At 47.8% G+C, this 22805-nt stretch carries 26 protein-coding genes and 1 tRNA gene; 13 read left to right on the top strand and 14 right to left on the bottom strand.

Annotation, left to right across the window (positions count from 1 at the left end; all coding sequences use genetic code 11):
• Positions 1-2: 2 nt before the first annotated feature.
• Positions 3-743 (top strand): sterol desaturase family protein, encoded by a 741-nt coding sequence (locus tag AAAA73_RS06100; RefSeq protein ID WP_340597300.1) that lies wholly within the window; start codon positions 3-5, stop codon positions 741-743.
• A gap of 102 nt (positions 744-845) precedes the next feature.
• Here AAAA73_RS06100 and AAAA73_RS06095 read toward each other — a convergent pair.
• Positions 846-921: transfer RNA gene (locus AAAA73_RS06095), tRNA-Gly, on the bottom strand.
• A gap of 62 nt (positions 922-983) precedes the next feature.
• Here AAAA73_RS06095 and AAAA73_RS06090 point away from each other — a divergent pair.
• Positions 984-1130, top strand: coding sequence for a hypothetical protein (locus AAAA73_RS06090; protein WP_340597299.1), 147 nt, complete (start codon positions 984-986; stop codon positions 1128-1130).
• Between the two features lie 24 nt (positions 1131-1154).
• On the opposite strand, the gene AAAA73_RS06085 is transcribed toward AAAA73_RS06090, so the two are convergent.
• From AAAA73_RS06085 to AAAA73_RS06075, 3 genes are all read right to left on the bottom strand, one after another.
• Positions 1155-1508: a hypothetical protein gene (locus AAAA73_RS06085; protein ID WP_340597298.1), complete on the bottom strand. Its 354-nt coding sequence runs from the start codon at positions 1506-1508 to the stop codon at positions 1155-1157.
• 74 nt (positions 1509-1582) lie between these two features.
• A complete protein-coding gene (locus AAAA73_RS06080; protein ID WP_340597297.1) occupies positions 1583-2413 on the bottom strand; it encodes a DUF6279 family lipoprotein in 831 nt (276 codons plus the stop codon).
• A 117-nt stretch (positions 2414-2530) separates the two neighbouring features.
• The gene (locus AAAA73_RS06075; RefSeq protein WP_340597296.1) at positions 2531-2896 is read right to left on the bottom strand and encodes a putative quinol monooxygenase; all 366 of its coding nucleotides are present in this window, start codon (positions 2894-2896) and stop codon (positions 2531-2533) included.
• Positions 2897-3073: 177 nt separating this feature from the next.
• On the opposite strand from AAAA73_RS06075, the gene AAAA73_RS06070 reads away from it, so the two are divergent.
• From AAAA73_RS06070 to AAAA73_RS06050, 5 genes are all read left to right on the top strand, one after another.
• Positions 3074-3259: a hypothetical protein gene (locus tag AAAA73_RS06070; RefSeq protein ID WP_340597295.1), complete on the top strand. Its 186-nt coding sequence runs from the start codon at positions 3074-3076 to the stop codon at positions 3257-3259.
• A gap of 174 nt (positions 3260-3433) precedes the next feature.
• Complete coding sequence (locus AAAA73_RS06065) at positions 3434-4450, top strand: gamma-glutamyl-gamma-aminobutyrate hydrolase family protein (RefSeq protein ID WP_340597535.1); 1017 nt, start codon at positions 3434-3436, stop codon at positions 4448-4450.
• An 86-nt stretch (positions 4451-4536) separates the two neighbouring features.
• Complete coding sequence (locus AAAA73_RS06060; RefSeq protein WP_340597294.1) at positions 4537-5760, top strand: hypothetical protein; 1224 nt, start codon at positions 4537-4539, stop codon at positions 5758-5760.
• 22 nt (positions 5761-5782) lie between these two features.
• Positions 5783-6412 carry an SCO family protein gene (locus AAAA73_RS06055; protein ID WP_340597293.1) on the top strand — a complete coding sequence of 210 codons (630 nt, stop codon included), beginning with the start codon at positions 5783-5785 and terminating at the stop codon, positions 6410-6412.
• Complete coding sequence (locus AAAA73_RS06050) at positions 6409-6879, top strand: copper chaperone PCu(A)C (protein WP_340597292.1); 471 nt, start codon at positions 6409-6411, stop codon at positions 6877-6879. Before AAAA73_RS06055 ends, AAAA73_RS06050 begins: the two co-directional genes overlap by 4 nt.
• A gap of 44 nt (positions 6880-6923) precedes the next feature.
• On the opposite strand, the gene AAAA73_RS06045 is transcribed toward AAAA73_RS06050, so the two are convergent.
• The 6 genes from AAAA73_RS06045 to AAAA73_RS06020 all read right to left on the bottom strand — a co-directional run bounded on the left by AAAA73_RS06045 (position 6924) and on the right by AAAA73_RS06020 (position 12309).
• Positions 6924-8009, bottom strand: a complete 1086-nt coding sequence (locus AAAA73_RS06045) for an ABC transporter permease (protein WP_340597291.1) — start codon at positions 8007-8009, stop codon at positions 6924-6926.
• Positions 8006-9115, bottom strand: coding sequence for an ABC transporter permease (locus AAAA73_RS06040; protein WP_340597534.1), 1110 nt, complete (start codon positions 9113-9115; stop codon positions 8006-8008). Before AAAA73_RS06040 ends, AAAA73_RS06045 begins: the two co-directional genes overlap by 4 nt.
• A gap of 2 nt (positions 9116-9117) precedes the next feature.
• Complete coding sequence (locus tag AAAA73_RS06035) at positions 9118-9867, bottom strand: ABC transporter ATP-binding protein (protein ID WP_340597290.1); 750 nt, start codon at positions 9865-9867, stop codon at positions 9118-9120.
• Positions 9864-10607 carry an ABC transporter ATP-binding protein gene (locus AAAA73_RS06030; protein ID WP_340597289.1) on the bottom strand — a complete coding sequence of 248 codons (744 nt, stop codon included), beginning with the start codon at positions 10605-10607 and terminating at the stop codon, positions 9864-9866. The genes AAAA73_RS06035 and AAAA73_RS06030 overlap by 4 nt, the downstream gene beginning before the upstream one ends.
• Positions 10598-11323: an efflux RND transporter periplasmic adaptor subunit gene (locus AAAA73_RS06025; RefSeq protein WP_340597288.1), complete on the bottom strand. Its 726-nt coding sequence runs from the start codon at positions 11321-11323 to the stop codon at positions 10598-10600. The genes AAAA73_RS06030 and AAAA73_RS06025 overlap by 10 nt, the downstream gene beginning before the upstream one ends.
• A gap of 101 nt (positions 11324-11424) precedes the next feature.
• On the bottom strand, positions 11425-12309 hold the full coding sequence (locus AAAA73_RS06020; protein ID WP_340597287.1) for a hypothetical protein: 885 nt from the start codon (positions 12307-12309) through the stop codon (positions 11425-11427).
• Positions 12310-12521: 212 nt separating this feature from the next.
• Between AAAA73_RS06020 and AAAA73_RS06015 the strand changes: the two genes are divergently transcribed.
• The 3 genes from AAAA73_RS06015 to AAAA73_RS06005 are packed head-to-tail and all read left to right on the top strand — an operon-like array spanning position 12522 to position 16532.
• On the top strand, positions 12522-14186 hold the full coding sequence (locus AAAA73_RS06015) for a methyl-accepting chemotaxis protein (protein WP_340597286.1): 1665 nt from the start codon (positions 12522-12524) through the stop codon (positions 14184-14186).
• Positions 14187-14228: 42 nt separating this feature from the next.
• Complete coding sequence (gene rffA, locus AAAA73_RS06010) at positions 14229-15365, top strand: dTDP-4-amino-4,6-dideoxygalactose transaminase (RefSeq protein WP_340597285.1); 1137 nt, start codon at positions 14229-14231, stop codon at positions 15363-15365.
• A 15-nt stretch (positions 15366-15380) separates the two neighbouring features.
• Positions 15381-16532: a glycosyltransferase family 4 protein gene (locus AAAA73_RS06005; RefSeq protein WP_340597284.1), complete on the top strand. Its 1152-nt coding sequence runs from the start codon at positions 15381-15383 to the stop codon at positions 16530-16532.
• Here the strand turns inward: AAAA73_RS06005 and AAAA73_RS06000 are convergent.
• The 3 genes from AAAA73_RS06000 to AAAA73_RS05990 all read right to left on the bottom strand — a co-directional run bounded on the left by AAAA73_RS06000 (position 16529) and on the right by AAAA73_RS05990 (position 19560).
• Positions 16529-17329, bottom strand: coding sequence for a M48 family metallopeptidase (locus AAAA73_RS06000; RefSeq protein WP_340597283.1), 801 nt, complete (start codon positions 17327-17329; stop codon positions 16529-16531). The two genes, AAAA73_RS06005 and AAAA73_RS06000, sit on opposite strands and share 4 nt — an antisense overlap.
• Before the next feature lie 90 nt (positions 17330-17419).
• Positions 17420-19354: a ferrous iron transporter B gene (feoB, locus tag AAAA73_RS05995; protein ID WP_340597282.1), complete on the bottom strand. Its 1935-nt coding sequence runs from the start codon at positions 19352-19354 to the stop codon at positions 17420-17422.
• Positions 19327-19560 carry a FeoA family protein gene (locus AAAA73_RS05990; protein ID WP_340597281.1) on the bottom strand — a complete coding sequence of 78 codons (234 nt, stop codon included), beginning with the start codon at positions 19558-19560 and terminating at the stop codon, positions 19327-19329. The genes feoB and AAAA73_RS05990 overlap by 28 nt, the downstream gene beginning before the upstream one ends.
• 191 nt (positions 19561-19751) lie before the next feature.
• Here AAAA73_RS05990 and AAAA73_RS05985 point away from each other — a divergent pair, with 191 nt between their 5' ends.
• Entirely contained in the window at positions 19752-20795 is a 1044-nt protein-coding gene (locus AAAA73_RS05985) for a BP74-related protein (protein WP_340597280.1), read from the top strand.
• Here the strand turns inward: AAAA73_RS05985 and AAAA73_RS05980 are convergent.
• A complete protein-coding gene (locus AAAA73_RS05980; RefSeq protein WP_340597279.1) occupies positions 20792-21280 on the bottom strand; it encodes a 6-pyruvoyl trahydropterin synthase family protein in 489 nt (162 codons plus the stop codon). The genes AAAA73_RS05985 and AAAA73_RS05980 overlap by 4 nt on opposite strands.
• Positions 21281-21308: 28 nt before the next feature.
• On the opposite strand from AAAA73_RS05980, the gene queD reads away from it, so the two are divergent.
• Both queD and AAAA73_RS05970 read left to right on the top strand, forming a co-directional pair.
• Entirely contained in the window at positions 21309-21668 is a 360-nt protein-coding gene (gene queD / locus AAAA73_RS05975) for a 6-carboxytetrahydropterin synthase QueD (RefSeq protein ID WP_340597278.1), read from the top strand.
• Between the two features lie 88 nt (positions 21669-21756).
• Positions 21757-22788, top strand: a complete 1032-nt coding sequence (locus AAAA73_RS05970; protein ID WP_340597277.1) for a DUF4421 family protein — start codon at positions 21757-21759, stop codon at positions 22786-22788.
• Positions 22789-22805: the final 17 nt, after the last annotated feature.

Here is a 22805-nt window from a genome sequence, read left to right as displayed (position 1 = left end):
ATATGAACAACACAATTACGTCTCAAGCACTTCCTTCGGTCTTGCTCATAATTTCTACGGTCTTCTTCTTCACCTTGGAACGTGTAAAGCCAGGCCGCAAACTACCTCATTCCAAAGGATGGTACGGCAGAGCGATTTTAATCAATCTTGTCCAACTGCTCATGGTAGGTTTCGCTGGCCTTACTTGGAATAAGTTCTTTAGAGACTACACATTACTTCCTATTGGGAACTGGAACTCCCCCGCTTTGGAAGGATTCTTTTTTTGGTTTATCGGAACTTTTGTTTTTTATTGGTGGCACCGACTTCGCCATGCCAATGGCTGGTGGTTGATCTTCCATCAACTACATCACAGTCCGGCTAGAATCGAAGTACTAACCTCTTTCTACAAACATCCAGTAGAAATCGCGGCTGATTCAATTTTAATTGGATTTATCATTTACTGCGTTTTTGGTGGAAGTGCGGAGGCTGGCGCCTGGTATGCACTCTATGCGGCGACCGGAGAATACTTCTATCACGCCAACATTAGAACGCCAAAGTGGGTTGGTTACATCATTCAAAGGCCCGAACATCATTCTATTCATCATGAATTAGGTGTTCACAAATACAACTATGCTGATCTCACTTTGTGGGACCGAATGTTTGGAACATTCAAAGACGCCGATGATTTTTCCGAAAGATGTGGATTTCCAAATGATCACGAAACTAAGTTCAAAGAGATTCTAGCCTTCAAAGACGTCTACTAAAAAAGTTACTTTATTGGGGTAGCCCAGATTTTGGGCATAAAAAAACCGAAGATGAACTTCGGTTGTTTTGATTCTTCTGATCCATTTTTCTTGAAGAAAAATTGGAGCGGGAGACGGGGCTCAAACCCGCGACCTATGCCTTGGCAAGGCATCGCTCTATCAACTGAGCTACTCCCGCGCTCGAAGAGAAGCCAAAATTACAGTTGCCACTGTCCCTTGTCAACGGCTAAAACTAAAAAAATGAAAGCAATTTTGATGAGCCGCGCGAAAAAATGGATGATTTTGGCCCTAATAGGCTGTTCTGCATATTTTGTAGGCTATATTTTGGGGCAAGACGCACAAAAGGCGCCGGTAACGACGCCTCCTGAAATTCAAAATCCTCGATAAGGAACTGTATTCGGATTCTTAGCGCTACCTGCAGGCAACCTGCTTGTTCTCCAGCGCGCCCGTAACATCATTCATAGTGATCGTGATTTTGCACGCACGGAACATCTCTGCACGATCCACCACTACTTGATAGCTACCCGCAGCCTCACCGTCATATCTTAGCTGAGAAACGTAAGAGACCGTGTATTTCGGAAGATAACCCAAACGTGAAGCCGCCTGGATGTCTGCCTCCGCACCAATCACGCGGGCGTGCACGATGGCCACGTTTTTAGCCTGCTCTTTACTCATGGCCTGCGTCTGAGTCAGCATGCCTGCCTGGGAAACGGAAACTGTCAAAGCCATCATCATCATGCCAAAAGCTGTCACCATTTTTTTCATAAGATCTCCCTTATACGAAAATAAGCCAGTAAGAATAACTCACTGGCTTACTTTGCAATTTGGGTGCTGGAATTTTAAAGAGCTGAAATCGTTCTTAGTTGCTCGGATTTCTGCTGAATGTTCTCTTTCAGAGCGATCTTCTGTTTTGGAGTCAGGTTCGTCATCACCCGTGTGATCAGCGTCTGCAGACCATCTTGATACTGCTGATAAGCTGCGCGGTATTCGGGCAGATCAAATTTATCAGTCTGAGTTGTGTACTCTTGAACAAAGGCCTTCATCTCCTCTTTGGAGTTTTGATGTGCTATGAATTCTTTAAATACGAAGGCCTTGTTTTTCGCGCGAAGCTCTGCCGGATAGGGTGCTGCTTTTACATTATCAGCGATCAGCTGTTTTTGTTGATCCGTCAGCGAACCCACAAACATCTCAAAAACGTCTTCGTACTTACCACGATACTTCTTTTCCAGCTTTGCCGAGTCCTGGGATTTTTCCAGGTCTTCTTGATTCTTTTTATAGAAAGACTTTTTAAAGTACTCGATTTGTTTCGCATCCGTGGAGCTGATAAAATCCACCGCCGTCGTCGCAAAATGTGAATTGATCTGGTCGACATCCTTAAAGAAATCGCCAAAGTACACCGCGACTTTTTTATCGTTCAGTGAGCCGTCATCGACATCCTGCTGGATCTTATTCAGACGATCCATCCAGATGGGCAGCAGGGTTTCTTTCATGCTAATCAGGTCTTTTTTAATGTCTTTTTTAAGAGCCTTGCTTTGCTCCGAAGAGATATCGAAATAGTCATCCACCTTGGACGCGATATAGGTATCCGCCCAGCGATATGCGATATCCAAACGACTGCAACCCGAACAAACCAATATCCCTGCGAGAAATATAAATACTATACTTTTCATGCAACCTCTTTACAACAGACTACCAAACCCTTGCTGGCAGCGGCGTTCAGAGATTCAATTCCCGACTTTCGCTCTAGGAAAAGTGTTGCATCTTCATATTACCTCACATCCATAACGTCACAGATGACTGCGATAGTCCGCGTCTGGGCGCTCCAGATCCTGATCTTCTGTGGAAGTCATGGAACCCGGGATTTTATCCGCCAGCACATCCAGTCGCTCCACAATCGGAGGTCTTGCCAGAAGATCCGGCGCCCGCGCGATCAATGCTGCCGCCACTTTACCTTCCAGATGCGCACGACGGGCATATTCGTCAGCAAAAGCATCGAAGATAGCAAATGTTGAAGGCCCGATTCTGCAGGCGAACCACACGGTGGTTCCCATCTCCTCTTGCACAAACGGCAATGCATCCCTTAGAAAGTTTTCGAGTTCAAATTCCCGCCCCGGCTTCGCTTCCAGATGAATGTACAATCCAAGCGTTGTCATCAGAACCTCCCTGGCCTGATTTCACGATACTTTTTCTGGTTGTTGTCTCCAAGTGGGACGATAGTGTTTCTAATCACGGAAAGTTTGATTTTTTCCCCTTTTGCACTTCTTAAGTCCTGAAATACTCCGATAGGTAGTCATCGGTTCCTAAAAGGAACCCACACCAAGGAGTTCAGTATGTTGAAATTCACAGCAAAGATGACACTAGTACTAGCAATGTTGGGTATGGGAGCATGTGCTTATGTTCCGGTCCAGGAAGAGCCACGTACACCATCAAGTGTGGTTGAGGAAAACGGCAAACCTTTGCCTTGGCATTACCCGTTCGTGCAAAAATCGAATGGCGCAAAACCAAGTATGTTCTAACGATCTCTAAATTTATTGATTCCAAAAGACCGGGAGTGCACCCGGTCTTTTTTTTACAGTGAACGACGATTCTGCGCCATCGTCTCAAAATGAGACACTCATCCGACTTTATCTCAATTCTATTGATTCCGAAGCCCGCTCCATCTGGTACTTTATTTGAATCATACGCAAGTGATGAAAAACGTCCGACTTTTTCTAATTATTTTTTGGGGTATTCTAAGCTCTGCCGCTAGCCATGCAGCAGACATTCAGCTCTATCAATGGATTCCCCGATCCCAGGCCATAGCCCCTTTGATTTTACCGGTTAAATCCGGAGAAACACCCGAGGCTGCGGCTGAAAGATATCTACAGAACCTGGAGCACAAACCGGATCTGATGGAGCTGTTCAAAGGACAGCGCCCCACTACCGCGACAGGAAAATTTGAACTCCTGAAGGGTGACCGCGAAACCCGTGCTTTGTTAATCGCAAATCTTCCAAAGGATTACGGTCCCGATTCAGCGCGGGTTCATAATTTTAAGAAACTTCTTTCCAGAGCCGGCCACCAGTCCTACATACTGCCTATCAGCGCGGATCTTGGTCTGACATTGAGTGAGACCAGAATTCTATTTGAGAAAATCTCTGCACAGTTTCCACTGCTCGTGGCCATGGGTGGCGATGACGTGGATCCGTCATTCTATAAAAAGGAAAACTATCACTCCCGCAACACCATCCCCACTCGCGATCAATTCGAGATCTCGCTGATCAAGAATTATGTTGCAAGCGAGCGCGGATTCTTATTGGGAGTTTGTAGAGGATCACAAATCTCCTCCGTAGCCCTGGGTTACAAAATGATACAGGACGTACCCATTCAAGTGGGACCAGAGCTGCCTCATGGCGATGACTGGCATGACATCGAGGTCAAAAAAACTTCACATGGAATCTTAGCGTCCCTTTTGCCGGTGGATTCGAATAAACTTTTTGTAAACTCCCTGCACCATCAGGCCGTTCAATTCAAACCTGGCGGAATGCTGGAATTGGCTGCCACAGCGGCAGACGGAGTCACCGAAGCCACGGAATTCAAGAATGGCCGTGGACTGCTGTTGCAGTTTCATCCGGAACTGATGGAGAACGAACTGGGCTCCCGCATCCTAAAGCGCGTAGTCGAACAAAAGGTGCGCATGATGCCGATGAGCTGTTCGAAGGTCTTTTAGCTCTAAGTCTAATTTTTACCCCAAAATTTTATCCACTCCTCTGAAAAGCCGATCTTCTACCTGAATCTTTCAAAAGGTAGGACGTTATGAAAATCGGCTTTTGGATGACAGCTCTGGTATTTTCCGCTTCTATGACGGCTTTGGTGCCGCCAGCACAAGCTCATGATCACAGCACTGAAAATCAAACCGTTGAAATCTTGTGGGCAGGCAGCGAGCATCTGTCTCTGGGTGAAAGCGGTGCACTGAATGCATGTCGTGATTTGGGAATCAGCAAAGCGGATTGTCCGATTTCAAATATCCCGCGTGGTGATGGCAAAATCAAATTTGCTTACGGCGAAATTCTTATGGCCGCTGACTTTTACAATGGTCCCGGCGAGCTGTATGCCGACAAACGCAAAGGCATCAAGCATGTCATCAAATGCACGCATGCCGAAATTCACGGCAACAAACCAAAAACCTGCAACAGTATTGCGACATTTTTCTCGATGCCAAAATATCTGGGTGTTGTAACGAAAAACTACAATCACTTCGGTTGGTACAACATGAAAGACTATGTCCGCTACCACCAAGAGGCGATTGACAAGGCATTGAAGTCTTTTGAACTTCGCGACTCAGCCCCACAAAAAAGTCTGCAACTGTATCAACAGGCTATGATTCTGAATGCTTTCGCCGATCACTATCTGACGGATGCCTTTTCATCGGGACATGTGCGCGTACCACGTGTGCAAACGGCGATGTGGGGAAAAGCGAATTTTAAAGGTTTGCTAAAAAAGAACCGCGGCGACCTGGTCACGATGCTTTTGCATGACAATGAAAGTATTGACTTGCGCACAGGTCGCGAAATAGGTCTTCCGGTGGCCAACTCTTATGGGCATATCTGGATGACTCGTGGAGATGGACACCTCCATATCGATTCGAATCCGCTGGACCCAGTGCGACTGCAACCCGAAAACGCTGTTCGCGAATCCGTTAAAGAGGTTCTGTTTGCTGCACTCTATGGACAGGCGCCAAAAGGAATCTTCGCAGCCACTTGGCTGGTTCCCTTTAGCACAGATATTCCTTTTCACGTGAAGTTTTCAGCTGAATACCAGCATATGAGCAAAATGGATTTCGTGAATTCATTTTTCCGGGATATTCCTTTGGTCAAAGCCACACACGTGGTTCGTCATGACCTGGGACGCTCCTTGAATGCCATGCCGGAGATATTTGCTGAGTTCAGAAAAGCCGTGCGCAAAGATATCCAATCCAACCCGGAACTCACGCGCCGCCTGCCAGCGCCTTATTTAGAAGCCTTCAGCAACGTTAACTAGCAAACAGCAGCGTTTTGTTGCGTTGGTTCGTGACTCCCCGGGTGCTATAAGTTTAACTCATAGCATCCTGGGGGCTCTTATAAAAAAGCACATTCTTATTGCATCGATTATTTCTGCTGCACTGGCCGTCGGCTTGCTGTTTGCGCTGAACTACTATCAAAATCTGCAACCCGAATTGGGCGGAGACTTTCAAGCCAACCACAACGGCACTTCCTGGAAATTCTCGGACGACGCTAAAAAATTGAACCTGCTTTATTTCGGTTATGCCAAGTGCCCCGACGTCTGCCCGATGGCGCTGACGTATGCAAGCCAGGCCATGAAATCACTGACTGACCAGGAGCGCCAGAATATCCGTCTGATTTTCGTCAGCGTCGATGTTGCCAACGACACGCCAGCAAACGTCGCCGTATATGCCCAACAGTTTGATCCTTCATTCGTGGGCCTTAGTGGCACCAAGGAAAACATAGACACCGCCGTTCATCAGTTTGCCGCTTCCTATATCGAAGAAAAAGATCCGAAGTCGTATCTGGGCTATTCCATCTCCCACACCGACCGTATTTATTTCTTGAATAAAAAAGGCATTGTACTGGATACTTTGCCCAATCCCCGTTCCGCAGAATCTATTATTGAAAAAATCAAGGAGAACCTATGAAGTCTATGATCTTGTCAGCAATGATGGTTTTGGTTTCCTCTGCAGCTTTGGCAGCGGACATTGAAATTTCCAATCCCCATGTATTCGTTCCACTAAAAGGCACGAACACGACGGCGGGTTTTGGTACAATCAAAAACACTTCCAAAAACGAAGTGACAGTTAAAATCGTTGAAGCAAAACCATTTAAAGCAGTTGAACTGCACGAGTCGTCTGAAAAGAATGGCCGCATGACGATGTCTAAAATGGACATGTACAAAATCCCTGCGGGTCAAGCTTTGGAACTAAAACCAGGTGGCAACCACATCATGCTTTTCGATGCAACCAAGCCGGTTGAAGAAAAACAAACAATCGCCATCAAGTTGATGGTTAATGATAAAGAACAAACTGTGAATTTCCCGGTGATCAGTCGCTTGACGAAAGAGACTAAAAAAGAAGAGAAAAAAGATGAAGGTCATCACCACCACTAAATGGTGAAACGAAAAGGCAGACCTTAAAAGTCTGCCTTTTTTTATTAGAGCGTCGTTTTAAATCGCTGCCAGCTAAATCCGATCGCCGCAATGGCCATGGCTGCGAGAATCAGAACATTGAATAAAATCAAACTGGTGTCGCCGCCTTTCAACATGATATTTCTAAGCAGGTCAATGTAGTACGTGATGGGATTGAAGTACGAAAACACCCGCATTGCCCAAGGCATGTTTTCAATCGGAAACGCGAGCCCCGATAGCAACATGGCGGGCAGCAAAAATAAAAACCCACCCATCATTGATTGCTGCTGATTTTTCGCCAGCGTCGAAATCAACAAACCGATGCCCACCGTGCAAAACACAAACATCATAGAAGCAAACATCAGTACCAATAAATTGCCACGCATCGGAACCCCAAAGACAAAGACGGCCACCGCCAGAATCAAAGGAATATTACTCATCCCCAGCAACACATAAGGAATGGTTTTACCCATGATCACTTCCTCGGGCTCCACCGGTGCTGCGATCAGGGTTTCAAAGGTCCCCAGTTCCTTTTCCTTGGTGATAGACATGCTGGTCAGTAGAACTGTGATCAAACACACAAGCATACTCATCACCCCGGGCACCAAAAACAAAGCCGTACGCATCGCCGGGTTGTAAAGAACCCGCACGTCAAACTGCAAAGGCATTTGAATCTGGATGTCGCTTTGTGAGCGTTTAAGCTGGATAGTATTCACGTAGCGTTCAATACTTTGCCCACGGGTGACATTGGTCGCGTTAATCAAAAGCTGCAACCTCCCCTCGCCACGCCCGATACTCTTATCCAAACCGCCCTCGGGCGCCACCAGGACCGCATCAGCCTCGCCCCCTTGCACTTGCGTGAACGGATCGGAAGAGCTCACCTTGGCCGGAATAAACCATCCTGACGCCAGACAATCCCGGTACAAATTCATCAAGGCGGAATCCGTGGGGGAACCAAACACACTAAGTCTTATGTTACGGGCCTCTGTCGACAGAGCTGTGGCAAAAATGGTGAGCTGAATACAAGGAGCCAGAAATAACAGGATTCTCATGCGTGGATCGCGCAGAGTCTGGCGCATTTCTTTTTTCATGAAACCCCAAAGTGTCTTCACGGTTCCACATCCTTTTTAAATTTTTTGGTCGCAATCCCCAGCAGCACCAACAGCAGCAAACAGAGCATTCCAAAGGACGGTAGAATCTGCATGAAACCACTGCCCTGCAAAAACAACTGGCGACTGATTTCGATAAACCATCTGGCCGGAAGTATCATGGTGAAATAATAAAAAAACGGAGGCATGTGCTCGGTCGGAAAAATAAATCCGGAAAGCAGCATCGAAGGCAAAAGCCCGGATAGCATCGCAAACTGCATGCTGAGCTGCTGGCTGCGGGTCAGAACTGATATCAACAAGCCTTGCGCCAGATAAGTGCACAGAAAAATCAAAGCCGAAAGCATGTAAAGGATAAAGCTTCCCCGAAACGGAACATTGAAAACCAGCTTTGACATCATGAACACAAAGACAATGGATACGACACCCATCACGGCATAGGGCAAAAGCTTACCCAGAATAATATCAAATGGCCGCACGGGCGTCCCCAAAAGCAATTCCATGGAACCATTTTCCCACTCACGGGCCACTGTCAGTGCCGTTAAAAGTATGGAAAGAACTGCGATGATCACCGCCGCCAGCCCCGGAACCACGAACCACTGACTGTTCAATTCGGGATTGAATAAAAACCGCGAATGAATTTCCACAGGCGTTCTAAAAGTCATTTCAGGAAAAAGTCTTGCCATCGCCAACTGCTGCACACCCGCCAGGTAACCGACCACTGAAGCCGCCGAGGAATTATCCGCGCCATCAATCAGTATTTGTACTTTGGCCTGACGATAAGGCGTCAGATCGCGCGCAAATTCCGGTTTGATAATCAGCGCCGTTTTGGAACGTCCTCCATCCAAAGTGTCAATAGCGTGCGAGGGACTGTAAACAGAAACCGGAATAAAATACCTGGAGCTTACGAATGAATCCATCAAGACCCGTGATTCAGTCGTCTTACTGCCATCGAAAATAGCCAAGGGAATTTTATCCATGTTAAATTCAATCGCAAAACCAAAAAAAAGAACCATCACAATCGGCATCACGATTGCGACCGCCATGGTGAATGGATCCCGAACGATCTGAAACACTTCTTTTACCGCCACAGCCCAAACAGAACCCTTCATTTTCACGAAGCACCGCCTTCAACCTGGGCGATGAAAACATCCTCCAGACTGACATGCTTGGGGTTCTTATGGGGAAAGGAATGCTTCTTAAGTTGCAGTGGTGAATCCAGGGCAATCAGTTGGCCGTCTTTCATCAAGGCAATGCGCCCGCACTGTTCGGCTTCGTCCATGTAATGGGTCGTGACAAAAACGGTTTTTCCATCTGCAGCTAGTTCCCGAATCAAACCCCAAAAGCGCTGCCGAAATGCGGGACTTACCCCTGCCGTGGGCTCATCCAGAAAAACCACCTGGGGGTCATGAAGTACAGATGCCACCAGACTGACCTGTTGTTTGATTCCCCCGGGCAAGTCACGAACCATGGTGCTTTCACTGCGTTGGAATTTAATAAAATGCAGAAGCTTTTCTTTTTGCGACTTGAAATGAGCTTCATCCAGCTTGCGCAAAGAGGCCGTGAAGGACAGGTTCTCGGCCACGGTCATATCGTCATAAAGCGTGAACTTTTGTGACATGTAGCCCACGATCTTTTTTACATCCAGTGCATGGGTGCGCACATCAATTCCGCAAACGTGGGCATCACCCTCTGACGGCGTCAGCAATCCACACAGTACACGAATGGTGGTTGTTTTGCCTGCGCCATTGGCTCCCAGAAAACCAAAGATCTCTCCGGGACTCACTGCGAAGGAAACATTTTTTACAGCGTAGAATTCTCCAAATTTGACGGAAAGGGCTTTCACCTCAACTGATGAACTCACAACACCTCCGCATGGGCATCCAGCGAGGAGTCATAGCGCAGGAAAACCTCATCAAAGGTTTCGCATTTTTCTTTTTTTAGAATTTCATCTGGAGGTCCCTCCAGCAATGTTTTCCCATCAAAGAGCAGATGAACGTCCTCGCATTTAAGGGCTTCGTCCATATAAGAGGTCGTCACCAGAATCGTGATATTTTCCTGTTCGCGAAACTCATACAAAAGTTTCCAGAAATCACGACGACTTAATGGGTCCACGCCATTTGTCGGCTCATCCAGAAATAAAACCTCCGGTGAAGCCAGCAGCGCGCAAATCAGCCCCAGTTTTTTGTACATTCCACCGGATAACTGCGAAGCCAGACGATCCTGAAATCGATCCAGACGTGTCATCTCCAGCAACTTTTGCCGGCGGATTTTGTAGTCTGCATCCTGAAGGCCGTACAAAGTTTTAAAGAACTCCAGATGTTCGTGAATGCTCAGTTCGCCGTACAGACTTTGTGTCTGCGGCATATATGCCAACCCCCGGCGAACATCAGTAAAGTTCTGCTCCTGGCCTTCCTTGAAGTACTGAATTGAGCCCTGATCGGCCTTCAGCAACCCCATTAGGTGTCGCATTAATGTGGTTTTGCCAGCGCCTTCGGGACCGATAATACCGTGAACTTTGCCATCGGCGAACTGCATGGAGAGACCCTTTAAAGCCTCCACCTTTTTCATTCTTTTAAAAAGTTCGCGGACGACTATTTCCATTCCAGAGTCATTCCCGGCTTAAGAATGCCTTCGGGATTTGCAAATCTGATTTTTACGCCATAAACCAGGCGCGTTCTTTCTTCGCGGGTCTGAACATTTTTTGGTGTGAATTCCGCATCGGGATTAATAAATTCAATAATGCCTGGAAAGGATTTGTTATCCATCTCCGGCAGTGTGGCTTCAACTTTCTGTTCTATTTTCAACGAAGCGATCTCGTCATGGGGAAGATAGAAGTAAGCATAGACCTCTTCCAGATTCCCGACCGTGACCAGCTTTGCCCCCGGATTCACCATCTCGCCTTGCTCGAAATATTTGGTCAGCACCGTGCCCTTTAGTGGAGAAACGACTTCACACCAGGAAACCCGGGTTTGAAGATCTTCTTTTTTACTGCGGGATTGGTCGTAAGCCTCTGCCGAAATATTTCCGCCGCGATAAAGACTGGAACTGCGGTTGAATGTACTCAGCGCCAGATTGTAGCTGATTTTTAATTCCTCACAGGACAGAGACATGATCTTCTGTCCTTTTTCGACGATCATACCTTCCTTGACCGGAAGAGAATCAATCACGGCCTGTACCCGGGCTGGAATATCGACTTTGGTGACTTCGACTGTCCCCGCATAACGAAAACTATTGGCAAATAAATATTGGCGAATCAAAAAGGCTGCGACGAGAAGAATAAGAATGACTACGACTGGAAGAATCTTCTTTTTGTTCATATCAAAAGGCTAGCAGCTCTGCATATGAACTCAATGAAAGAAATAAAAAAAGCCGATGTTACAAGAACATCGGCTTCGTTTAACTAAGCTGTTATTAACAACTAGTTTGGTGCGAACCAGCAAAGTGGACGTGTACCAACTGCATCGCGTGGGCTATAGCAAGAACCCGCTTTGTAGTCAGTGTCAGACAATTTGTCGCCAATCGCAACCGGGCACAAAGCACCTTGGAAGTATGTATCCAAGCGGCATTGAGTTTTCGGGTGAGCGTTGTCAGTGCGACGAACTACAGTTTTATCTGGAGTATCGAATTGCGCTGGAACTTTGTCTTTACCAAGAGCCGCGAACAAGTTTGCAACTTGTTGACCAGCTTCAGTGATTCTCATGCAGATCAACTGATCGTTGATGTTGCTGTATTGAGCTTCACAACCAGCTTTAGCCGTTGGGTGAATAGTCATAGTAGAAACGATAGCTGCGTTGTCGTCTTGTGCGAACAACAAACGTAGACATTTCAAAGATGCGAAATAGTCAGAAGCACCTTCGTTAGACGCCCATGAACCACCGTACCAGCTGTCGATTTTTGGAGCGCCAGCATTGTGGTGACCCATTTCGTGGCAGGCAACCAAAGCCATACCTTCGTAACCAATTGCTTGGTGACGAGCCAAACCGCCGTACATATTAAGGATGCGTGTGTTACCAGAACGTTGCGCAGACGCATTTACAGTTCCATCAGTCCACAAGCGATTAACGCGCAGTTTATCACCGGCAGCTTCTACTTCTGGAGTGTAGATCTTTTCAATACGATCCATCACATCGTTAAATTGTTCTTGAGTGATACCACCTGTAGCGAACATTCCAACTGGAATGTACATGCTGTTTTCAGGAACGAATCCGTGGCAACCTTCTGAATGTGAATGCTGAGTCGTGAAACCAACTGTTGCGATCAATGCAACTGCAGCCAAACCGCGTAGCAATACCTTATTTGTCATGACTACTCCCCTCCTTGAGTCTAGACGTTGAAAAAAATGCTACCCTTACTTTGGGGACAATTACAAATATAAAACTTTAGTCCTGTCGCACGGCAGTAACTTTTGTTAGTCACACCGCAACACCAAAGTCTGAATCCTTCGTCTCACAAAAACACGAGTTAAGTGAATCCAGTAAAAATTCGATAAAGAAGTATCGATGGAGAGCCTAGTTTATGAATAGTTTGAAATCTTGGTTTCGTGGTCTGCGTGGAAAATTGTTGTTCTCAGCATTTTTACCTGTCGCCGCATTTGCAGTGATCACTGTGATCGCACTCAATAGTACAAACAAATTGGGAACAATGTTGAACTCTGCATATACAGACATGGTTCCTAATATGGATTCACTAGGACAGCTTGCGATGCAAAGAGCACGCGTGGGTTACTTCTTCTGGGCATCACTTGGTACCCATGGCCCTTCGCGCGAAGTGTTTATCAAAAAAACCACCGCAGCCTGGGATGACTTTAAAGAGGCGCAAGCCTACTACGAAAAAACTCCATTCGATGAAACTGAAGCAAAAAACTATTCAGGCGTAAAATCCAACAAAGACAAGTTCTATGCAACCACTGAGACTTTGATGGGCTTGCTGACAAAGCAAACTCCCGAAGATGACGAAAAAGCCCGCACCTCTTTAAATGGTGGCGAGTGGCACATCATGGCTCAGGAAGTTCAAAAGATGTCTGAAAAGAACTTCAAGCACTACCAGGAACAAGCCACCGCACAAAATGAACAACAGATGAAGGATCGCAAAGCGCTCACTCAGATGTTGATCTTAATCTCCGCGTTCAGTGCCTTTGCCCTTTTTGGTATTCTAATGTGGATCGCCTACCGTGTTTCCAACACTGTCAGTGATATTGCGTCGAAATTGACAGAATCCGGTGGCCAGGTGGTGTCAGCGATTTCCCAGCTTTCCATGGCGGGTCAAACACTCTCCACGGCTTCCACTGAATCTGCAGCTTCACTTGAGGAAACTGTTGCGTCCCTGGAGGAAATGTCTTCCATGGTCAAAATGAATTCCGACAACGCAAAACAGGCAGCCACTTTGTCGCAAACATCAAAAGACTCTGCTGAAGACGGTCAAAAAGAAATGGCCGCGCTTATTCAATCCATGCAAGGCATCTCTCAGTCTTCAAAAAAGATCGAAGAGATCATTGGTGTGATCGACGATATCGCCTTCCAAACGAATCTTTTGGCATTGAATGCGGCTGTTGAAGCAGCCCGCGCCGGAGAACAAGGTAAAGGTTTCGCCGTGGTGGCTGAGGCCGTTCGTGCCCTGGCACAACGTTCTGCGGTGGCAGCAAAAGACATCTCCTCATTAATCAAGGAGAGCGTTGGACAAGTGGAAAACGGTGCCAAAGTCGCCGACCGCTCTGCCGAAGTTCTAAACACTATCGTGACATCAGTTAAGAAGGTCTCTGATCTGAATACCGAAATATCTGCGGCAAGCTCTGAGCAAACCACAGGCATTTCCCAGATCTCCCAGGCCATGAACCAACTGGATGCCAGCGTTCAAGGCAATGCGGCTTCTTCTGAAGAAATCGCAGCCTCTTCAGAAGAGATTTCGGCGCAAGCGGAACTGATGCGTCGTCTGGTGGATAACCTGAATCAGGTTGTCACCGGCGCCCATGAAGAACAATCCGAGGCTCCAACCCGCTTCGACGATCGCCCTCAGAAACCGGTCAACAATGTGGTGGCATTCAAGGCAAAACCTGCTCAGAAACATGTGACGAAAGCAGCCACTCCGGTTGTCGCAAAAAAGGCGCAGAGCAGCACCGCAGCTGACATGATTCCTTTTGATGACGATGGTCCACGCAAAGTAGGCACCACGGACGGCTTTTAATCGGTTGCCGTCCGTTTAGAATTAGTACTAATATTGTGGGGCATGAAAATTCCATTTAATCTGCCCCCACATAGTCACAACGAAGAAAAATACATCGCGCAAGCCATTGCCAATCGCAAACTTTCCGGCGAAGGCGCTTTCAACAAAAAAGTTGTCGAATGGTTTAAAAATCACCTGAAATGCGAAATGGCCGTCATCACGCCAAGCTGCACATCCGCTTTGGAGATGGCCATGGTTTTGACCGACATCGGTCCTGGCGACGAAGTGATACTGCCTTCATTTACATTTACTTCCACGGCCAACGTAATCGCACTCTATGGAGCTACACCCGTTTTCGTGGATGTCGATCCTAAGACTTTGAATATGGATGTCGATGCCATGGAAAAAGCCATCACCGCAAAAACCAAAGTGGTAATGCCGGTTCACTACGCAGGTGTTGCCTGCGAAATGGATCGCATCATGGCTTTGTCTGAAAAGCACGGTTTCATCGTGGTGGCGGATGCCGCACAGGCGATCTTTTCCTCTTTTAAGGGAAAACCCACAGGAGCCTGGGGGCACATGGCCGCCTACAGCTTCCATGAAACCAAGAATATCGTTTGCGGCGAAGGCGGAGCTTTGGTCATCAATGACAAGCGCTTCGTAGCCCGCGCCGAAGTCGTGCGCGACAAAGGCACCAACCGTCAGCAGTTCTTAAACGGCCAAGTGGATAAATACACCTGGCAGGATAAGGGTTCATCTTACCTGCAATCTGAATTGGCTGTGGCTTTCCTGTATTCGCAACTTGAAGATGGCGAAAAAATCACAGCTCAGCGCCTGGCCCACTGGAATCAGTACCATCAGGGCTTGGCCGATCTGGAAAAACAAGGTCATTTGACTCGCATGCATGTACCGGCTGATTGCCAAGGCAATGCACATATTTACTATTTCATTTGTAAATCACCTGAAGAGCGCGGGAAACTGTGGGCTTATTTGAAAGAAAATGAAATCCAGTCAACGACTCACTACGTGCCTTTGCACTCTGCTCCGGCGGGAATGAAATTCGGTCGCGTGGCGGGCTCCATGAAGGTCACTGATGATTTGGCCAATCGCCTGCTACGCATGCCGATGTATGCGGATCTGACCAAGGAAGAAGTTTCTTTCGTTTTGGATAAAGTGCACGCATTTTACAAAAACCTGTAAGCAAAGAGCTCTGCCATGAAACCGATTCGTCTTTTGCACGTTATACATTCATATTCCTGGGGTGGACTTGAACTCTACTCCACAGAGCTGATTTGCAAACTGCAAAAAACATCGGTGGAGCAATGGGTGTTATGCTTTGAGGACTCCCGGATCATCAAGGAACTGCGGGCTGCAGGCGTTCGCGTGCTCCCCGTTTCTCAGGCAAAACTTTCCAAACTTGCGAAAGCAAAACTTATTCGCAAGGCAATGCGTGAGCACGAGATCACTCACCTGCACTCGCACACACGTCTGGACATGTGGTCCTCGTGCCTGGCTCGCTGGTTTAATCAGGACGTCCGACATATTTATAATCTGTATATGAATGCCCTTCCCAAAAGGGACTTCGTTCACCGCGCTCTTTTTAAGCGCGTTGATGCTTTATGCAGTTCCTCAGAGGACATTCTGAAGGACGTTAAAAAGAATTTTCCGATTGATCCGAAGAAGTTAAAACTGATTCGCTATGGCCGGGACACCGAAAAATTCATTCCACACCCGGAAAAGCGTGATGCTATTCGCGCCCAGTATGGCGTGCAAGCGGACCAGATGGTGGTCGGCACTCTCTGCCGTATTGACGCCCAAAAAGGCGTGCGCGAATTGGCTGAGGCCTTGGACTATCTGTCAGATGAAGAACTTAAGAAGGTGCAAATTTGGATCATTGGGGATCGCACCATCGTGGGCCACAATGAAAGTGGCGAAACCACTTACGAAGAAGAATCCCAGGCACTTTATGAATGGATTCAGTCCCGCTCTTCCAGCGGTCGCTTGCAGGGACACTTGCAGCAGATTCCTTTTCAGCGCGAATACATTCCCTACATCGACGCCTTGGATGTGTTCTCTTTGGCTTCCTATAACGAGACTTATTCATTGAGTGTGATTGATGCGATGATGATGGGAAAAGCTGTGATCGGCACCAATGCGGGCGGCACCCCTGAACAAGTCGGCGGTACTGAGCGCGGCATTCTGGCAGAACCACGTTCTGGCCAGGCCCTGGCTGATTGCATTCGCTATTACTTAAAGAATCCGGATAAGGCGAAAAAACACGGCGACAAAGGCCGTGACTGGGCCCTGCATAATCACAATTGGCCCAACACCTTGAAACACTTCACTGACTTATATCAACGAATCTAGCGGATCGAGGCGCCGACGCCGTATTTTTGTGGCGACTGCGCATAGACAGACTCTGCCTCAGGCAGCCATTTTGTCAGATTTCCTTTGCGAGTCTGATCTGAAGGATGCGTCGACATAAATTCCGGCGGTGCGGAGCCTTTTTGTGCGGCATTCATACGATCCCAGAGTTGCAGGTTTTCAGCAGGATCATAGCCTGCTTTGGCCATGTAGATCTGACCTTGCTTATCGGCTTCCGATTCATCTCCCCGACTGAATTTTCTTTCTAGGAACGTCAATGCAAAACCGGCGGCGACACCAGCAAGAGCAGTCGTACGGCGGCAATCATCTGTTTTACACATCATCTGACCACCGATAACAGTTGCTCCTGCGATAATCACACCGGCGTAGCTTTGTTGTTTTGCACGAATATAGCCTTCCATTCCATGGCGAAGAGTTGCATGCGCAACCTCATGGCCCATGACAGCGGCCAAAGCCCCTTCTGTTTTTAGGACTGGCATGATTCCCGTATAAACGGCCATCTTCCCCCCCGGCATACACCATGCATTCACCTCGGGGCTTTCAATCAAGACCACTTCCCATTGGAAGTTTTCTCCGGAAGCTTTTGCGATACGATCTGCCACTCGTTGCACCATCGCTGTCCATTCTTTATTGGTGGATATTTTTGATTTGGCTTTGACTTCAGCATAGGATTTGGCAGCTTCCGCATTGATATCCGCCTCGTTCACCTTAGGCTTAAACGTAGAACAACCGAACATACAAAAAGCTAATGCACACAGAAGTAGATTTGATTTTTTCATATCTAAACGATAGCGCAATTTAAGATTTTGACAAGACGTTCTGTACCTATTGCGCACCAACAAAGCACGCAACAGGCAGAGTTTGAATCGTTACGGAACTCCGAGAGCGCGCAACCCTTGAACGACAATAACGACTAACACATAGGCGGCAACGTTAAATACAATCAATTGCCCGATGGCCATTTTAGCAGAACCACTTTCGCGCATTTGCACGGCAACAGTGGTCATACATTGTAAAGCGATCATAAAGAAGATCATCAAACCTATCGAACTGCTGACCGTAAATATTTTCTCCCCGGCACTGTTCACCGCCGTACTCATCTGAGTCAGCAAGGAATCCTGCATGGAGTCTTCGTTTTCATCGGTAATATTAAAAGTCACCGCCAACGAAGAAACAAACACCTCACGGGCTGCGAAGGCAGAAATCATCCCCACACCCACGCGCCAGTCCACACCCATCGGATGAACCACGGGTTCAATCACTTTCCCCAGCTGCCCCACGTAGGACTGCTCAAGCTTTTGATGGGCGTCTTCCATTTGGTAATTCGGGAAATTCGTTCCAAACCAGATAAGCACGGCAAATACGAAAATAATCGGCCCGGCACGCTTCACATAGTTCAACGTGCGCGTGACGGCGTGATGCACAAGCACACGCATTTTTGGACGACGATAAATCGGCAGTTCCATCATAAAGAACGAGTTGTCTTTTTTAGGCAGGAACTTATTCACAATTCCCGCAGCGATACCACCGACAATGATGGAGCCCAGATAAAGCAGGGCCAGAGTCAATCCCGCGAGCCACGGAGACTCCCCGTGAAATAGGAAGGCAATCAACAACGCATACACCGGAAGACGCGCGGAACACGTCATCAGTGGAATGATGAAGGACGTAATCCAACGATCCCGACTGGAGGAGATATTGCGAGTCGCGATAATGGCCGGAATCGCACAGGCAAAACCTGACAAAATCGGAACAAACGAACGACCACTCATACCCAGTGCTGAAAACGGACGATCAATCAAAGTCGCTGCACGGGCCAGATAACCGGAGCTTTCCAGCAATCCGATCCCCAGAAACAAAATAAAAATCTGCGGCACGAAAACCATGAAAGCTGCGAAACTGGAAACCACGCCGTTTGCCAGGAAGTCCGCCCACAATGTCCCAGGCCCCAAGCCTGCCACCCATTCATTTACAAAGCTAAATCCGCCATCGATCCAATCCATGAACGGTGCCGCCGCCCAGAAGATCGAAGAAAACAGAGTACTCATCACAGCGATAAAAATTAACAAACCAAACCATGGATGCAAAAGCACACGATCCAGCTTCTCAGTCGTGGCCACAATGCGGTTCAGTCGAACCTCGGGTTTTTCTGTTTTATGAGAAAGAGCCTCTTTGGCGATGCGATCGCACTCTTTCATTTTTTGATCCATAAGATCAAAATTCCAAACTTGCGGACGCTGTGGCTTCACATTCAACGGAAGCTTTTGCACCTCTGCAACAACTTCCAACAAGCCGCCAGCCAACAAACCATCAAACTGCAATACTGGACAACCCAGAGTTTTGCGCAAGTATTCCAGATCAAGCTCAATGCCTTCACGACGAAGCAGATCTGACATGGTAATAACCACGATCATTGGGAAGCCGGTTTCTTTCACCTGTAATGCCAGTTGCAAATGACGGGACAACTGAGTTCCGTCCAGAACCACAATCACGCCGGTGGCTTCACCGAATTCAGGATTTTCATAGATGGATTTAATCGTTACGATTTCGTCGGCACTTTTTGGATGCAGACTGTACGTGCCCGGCGTATCCATCGCCAACACACCTTGCCCCAAGTGAGGCGCAAGTTTACCCAGCGAGTACTCGACCGTGGCTCCTGGATAGTTCACAGTTTTAAAACGTGATCCAGTCAGCCAGTTGTACAGAGTTGTTTTGCCGGAATTGGGAGCTCCGACCAAGGCGACAATGCGTTGTTCGCGGTTGGTTGTGGTGGAATCTATGGCTTCAGCGTTACTTGGGCGCATGCGGCCTCCTCACTTCGTAGAGCCATAAAACTGGTTTTGAATCGGATCAACAACGGGCCACCAAACGGTGCTCGCCCTAAAATCGTGACTTCCATCCCCGCAGACAAACCCATTTCATGAAGGCGTTCGCGCAAAGAGTCCTCTCCCGCGATCTTTAGGATTTCAACGGTCTGACCGGGCTTCAATTTGGCATCTAACAAAGTCATCTTTTCCCTCTGAAATGGTGCTTTATTAGTTAAGTTTTTAGAGGCGTAAAAGGAAGCTCTTTACCCCCGACCCAGACCATTGAAAACCAGTTGATAATGGTTTTCACAAACGTGAGGCGAAATCGAAGACAATGGTCGTGATTTTAATAGGTTAGATCAAGTTTAGACCCCTAACTCCGATCTAATTTTAGATGCAAATCAAACCACTGAGCCTCATCATCGGAGCCTTGCTTTTCAACCACGCAGCCCTTGCTGCGGAAACGTTTTATGTGCCGGGATTCTGCCCTCGCGAAGACATAAAAATTTTGGTGCAAAATAAATCCCAGGAACCTGAAAAATGGTGGACTCAAGTTCATATGAACGGCGGGGTCAAAGAACGCTATCAGGAAATAGAAGCCCACTCTGAAATGAAAATCGCGGGCTCTGCGTTCTTGTCGGACGACCGGGGTTTCTCGCTCAAGGCAGCCACGGCCGGAGCTCTTAAGTTCACGGCGATTTGCGAAGAACAAAAGATATTGCTCAGTTCCGTCACCTCACCTCAAGTTACACATTACCTTCCTGCGGGACAAACCTCAGTCAAAATGTCCCTGTTAAACCTTTACTTGAAGTCCATTGATGTAACATTGAAGTCTTATGACCTTGCCGGTGTTCAACTTGAAGAAAAATCCCTGCGCATCAGCACTCACTATGACACTGCAAACTTAAAGTGGAGCTTTAACCGCAGCGTTGCTCGCATCGAGATTGCTTCATCGGGCCGACTGCACAGTGAAGTCTTTTATGGTGATGATCTTAAACAAAGTCCGCCCCTGGCCCTGACGCCGATACCTCTGGAAGTGGATGCGGGCAAAAAGTACTTCATGATTTCGACCAAGTCCCCGAGCGAGAACGGTTCTTATGTTATTGGCCTCGACGACAGCGAAACGATCGCGACCGCCCGCGAGCAAATTCAAAACCCCGACCTTGAGAAAATCGTCGTGGCGCGAATCGCTTTGAGCCCGGGTCTGAGTGTAAACCGAAACTTCCAAGCCCGCGACAAATCACCTTACTCCTGGAATGTGACACACGTGGATTCTTTTGGGGACTTTGCCCATTTGGACTGCGACGGCAATCCGGATCTGGTCGAGGAGCGCCTGCAACAGCGCCTGAGTGAAGGTGGACGTATTTGTTTTTGGCGTTACCGAGTGGTGCGTGAACTCACGCCATTGGAAGTAAGTTCAGGCCTGCTGAACCCTTAACGGGGAACTGTTGTTGAGGCACCCTGCCCCGCAGTTTCTTCAACCGTCACCGACACAGCTTGCACACCGTACTTGGTAAATTCCTTATGAAAATCCTCTGCCAGAAGACGTGACAGGTTTTCCACGCTGGTATTGGTGACCGGCAAAAGAATCACTTCATTTAATGGGAAAACATAAAAACGATCGCGGAAAGTCACTTCCAGCGATTTATCGTTTTTTTTAAACTTCATGTCGGGATGTTTCGCAGGCAGCAAAACGATTTCATCCCAGCGATCCAAGGCCGCCTTGATGTATTTTTTAAATACATTAAAGTCCATAAAGTAGCCTTCTGAATGCTGAGCCTCGTCCGCAGGAGCCTTGATATCCACTTTGACCTGATAGTTGTGGCCATGGAGCTTTTCAGCATGCTTTTCATCAAAGATAAGAAAATGCGCGGCTGAAAATTTGAAATTTTGTTTGGCCAAATGCAAGGTGGTCGTGGACATATTTCTCCCTAGTGGTAATATCCATAACATGAATTTTGAACTGAAGCAGCATTTTCAAATCGAATCCGCCCGTTTCCTGCCCCATTTGCCAGAAAGCCATCCGTGCTCTCGCATGCATGGGCACAGCTTTAAAATCGTGCTGACATTGGTGGGCCCCTTGGATGGAAAAGTCGGTTGGGTCATAGACTACAACGACATCCAAGCCGCCATGAAACCGATCCTTCAACAGATCGACCATCGCGTGCTGAATGAAGTGCCGGGCCTTGAGAATCCAACCTCTGAGCTTCTGGCAAAATGGCTTTATGATCATGCCAAGAAAGTACTACCGATCCTAACCCGCGTTTCCGTGGCAGAGACTCCACTGACGGAATGCGCTTACCCCGCATAAAGACTGGTCCAGTTACGACTGTTGACAGATTTTATCTTTAAACTCACTCCGCTCACCTTGTAGAATAAGGTCTTAACGGAGTGAGTTTTTGCTTATTAAGATATCGCTTTTCTTTACAGCCTTTACCTTGATTCTCCTTGCCGCAGGCCCGGTGTCGGCCCAAGCCAACCGCCGCGCACGCCCTCAACCAAAGCCTTCCCCTGTAGCAACAACACCCACTGAAAAAACTCCCAGAAAAATCGAAAAAGAAGAGTACGAAAACTCCATCCAAGCCGGGATGATCATCAAAACATTGAAAGCCACCACGTCGGGTGCGGGCAATGATCACAACGTGGCTTTGGAGCCCAACACACCTCCCGGTTTTGCCTTGGGTTGGTCCAATCGTCCTTTAGGGATTTCTCTTGAGGCAAACGTTGCCAACGGGGCGGCCAAGAACGATAAGGTAGCCACCTCTGCCGAAGACTATCAGTTGCGCTACTTCAACGGCCGCTTCGGTGCTGAATTTATTTATCAACGCTACAAGGGTTTCAATCAGGGCCCCACAGCCAGTGCCAACAACGATGGCTTCATCACCACCGATGAGTACTCTTTGCCGGATTTAAAAATTTCCATGGTGCAGGCGCAGTTCGAGTGGGCTTATTATGGCGTCAGTGCCTTGGAAGCCTTTGGACCGAATTGGAAAAAGCCTTCCTCTGACGGACTTGCATTTTACACTTTACTGGGTCTGTCACAGGTCGAAATTGAAAATCCCACGCCGTTTTTACCACAGGGAAATCCTTCGGATTACGGCGAGGATGCGACTTTGGTAAAAGGCAACTATCAGAGTATGGCGCTGGGACTGGGAACCTCTTACGTGTGGCAGTGGAAACGTTTTTATATTGCGATGTTTGGCAGTGCCCAGGCAGGTCCACAAAAGCAACTCTACGAAACCACCACTACTCGCTGGGATAATTTAAAGTACACGTGGTGGGTGCAGGCGAAGATGGCTGTCGGTTATGACTGGGGCCCTTGGTACATGACGATCATCGGTCACACGCAGCCCGTGAATGTGGATCTGCGTACGATGGATATGTCGTTCTTTTCGCAAGCCGCCGGTCTGTATGTGGGCTCGCGCTTTTAGCGCGAAACATCAGCTCG

This window comes from Bdellovibrio sp. GT3, from assembly GCF_037996765.1.
GTDB lineage: Bacteria > Bdellovibrionota > Bdellovibrionia > Bdellovibrionales > Bdellovibrionaceae > Bdellovibrio.
This window is presented reverse-complemented; position numbering and strand designations above follow the sequence as displayed.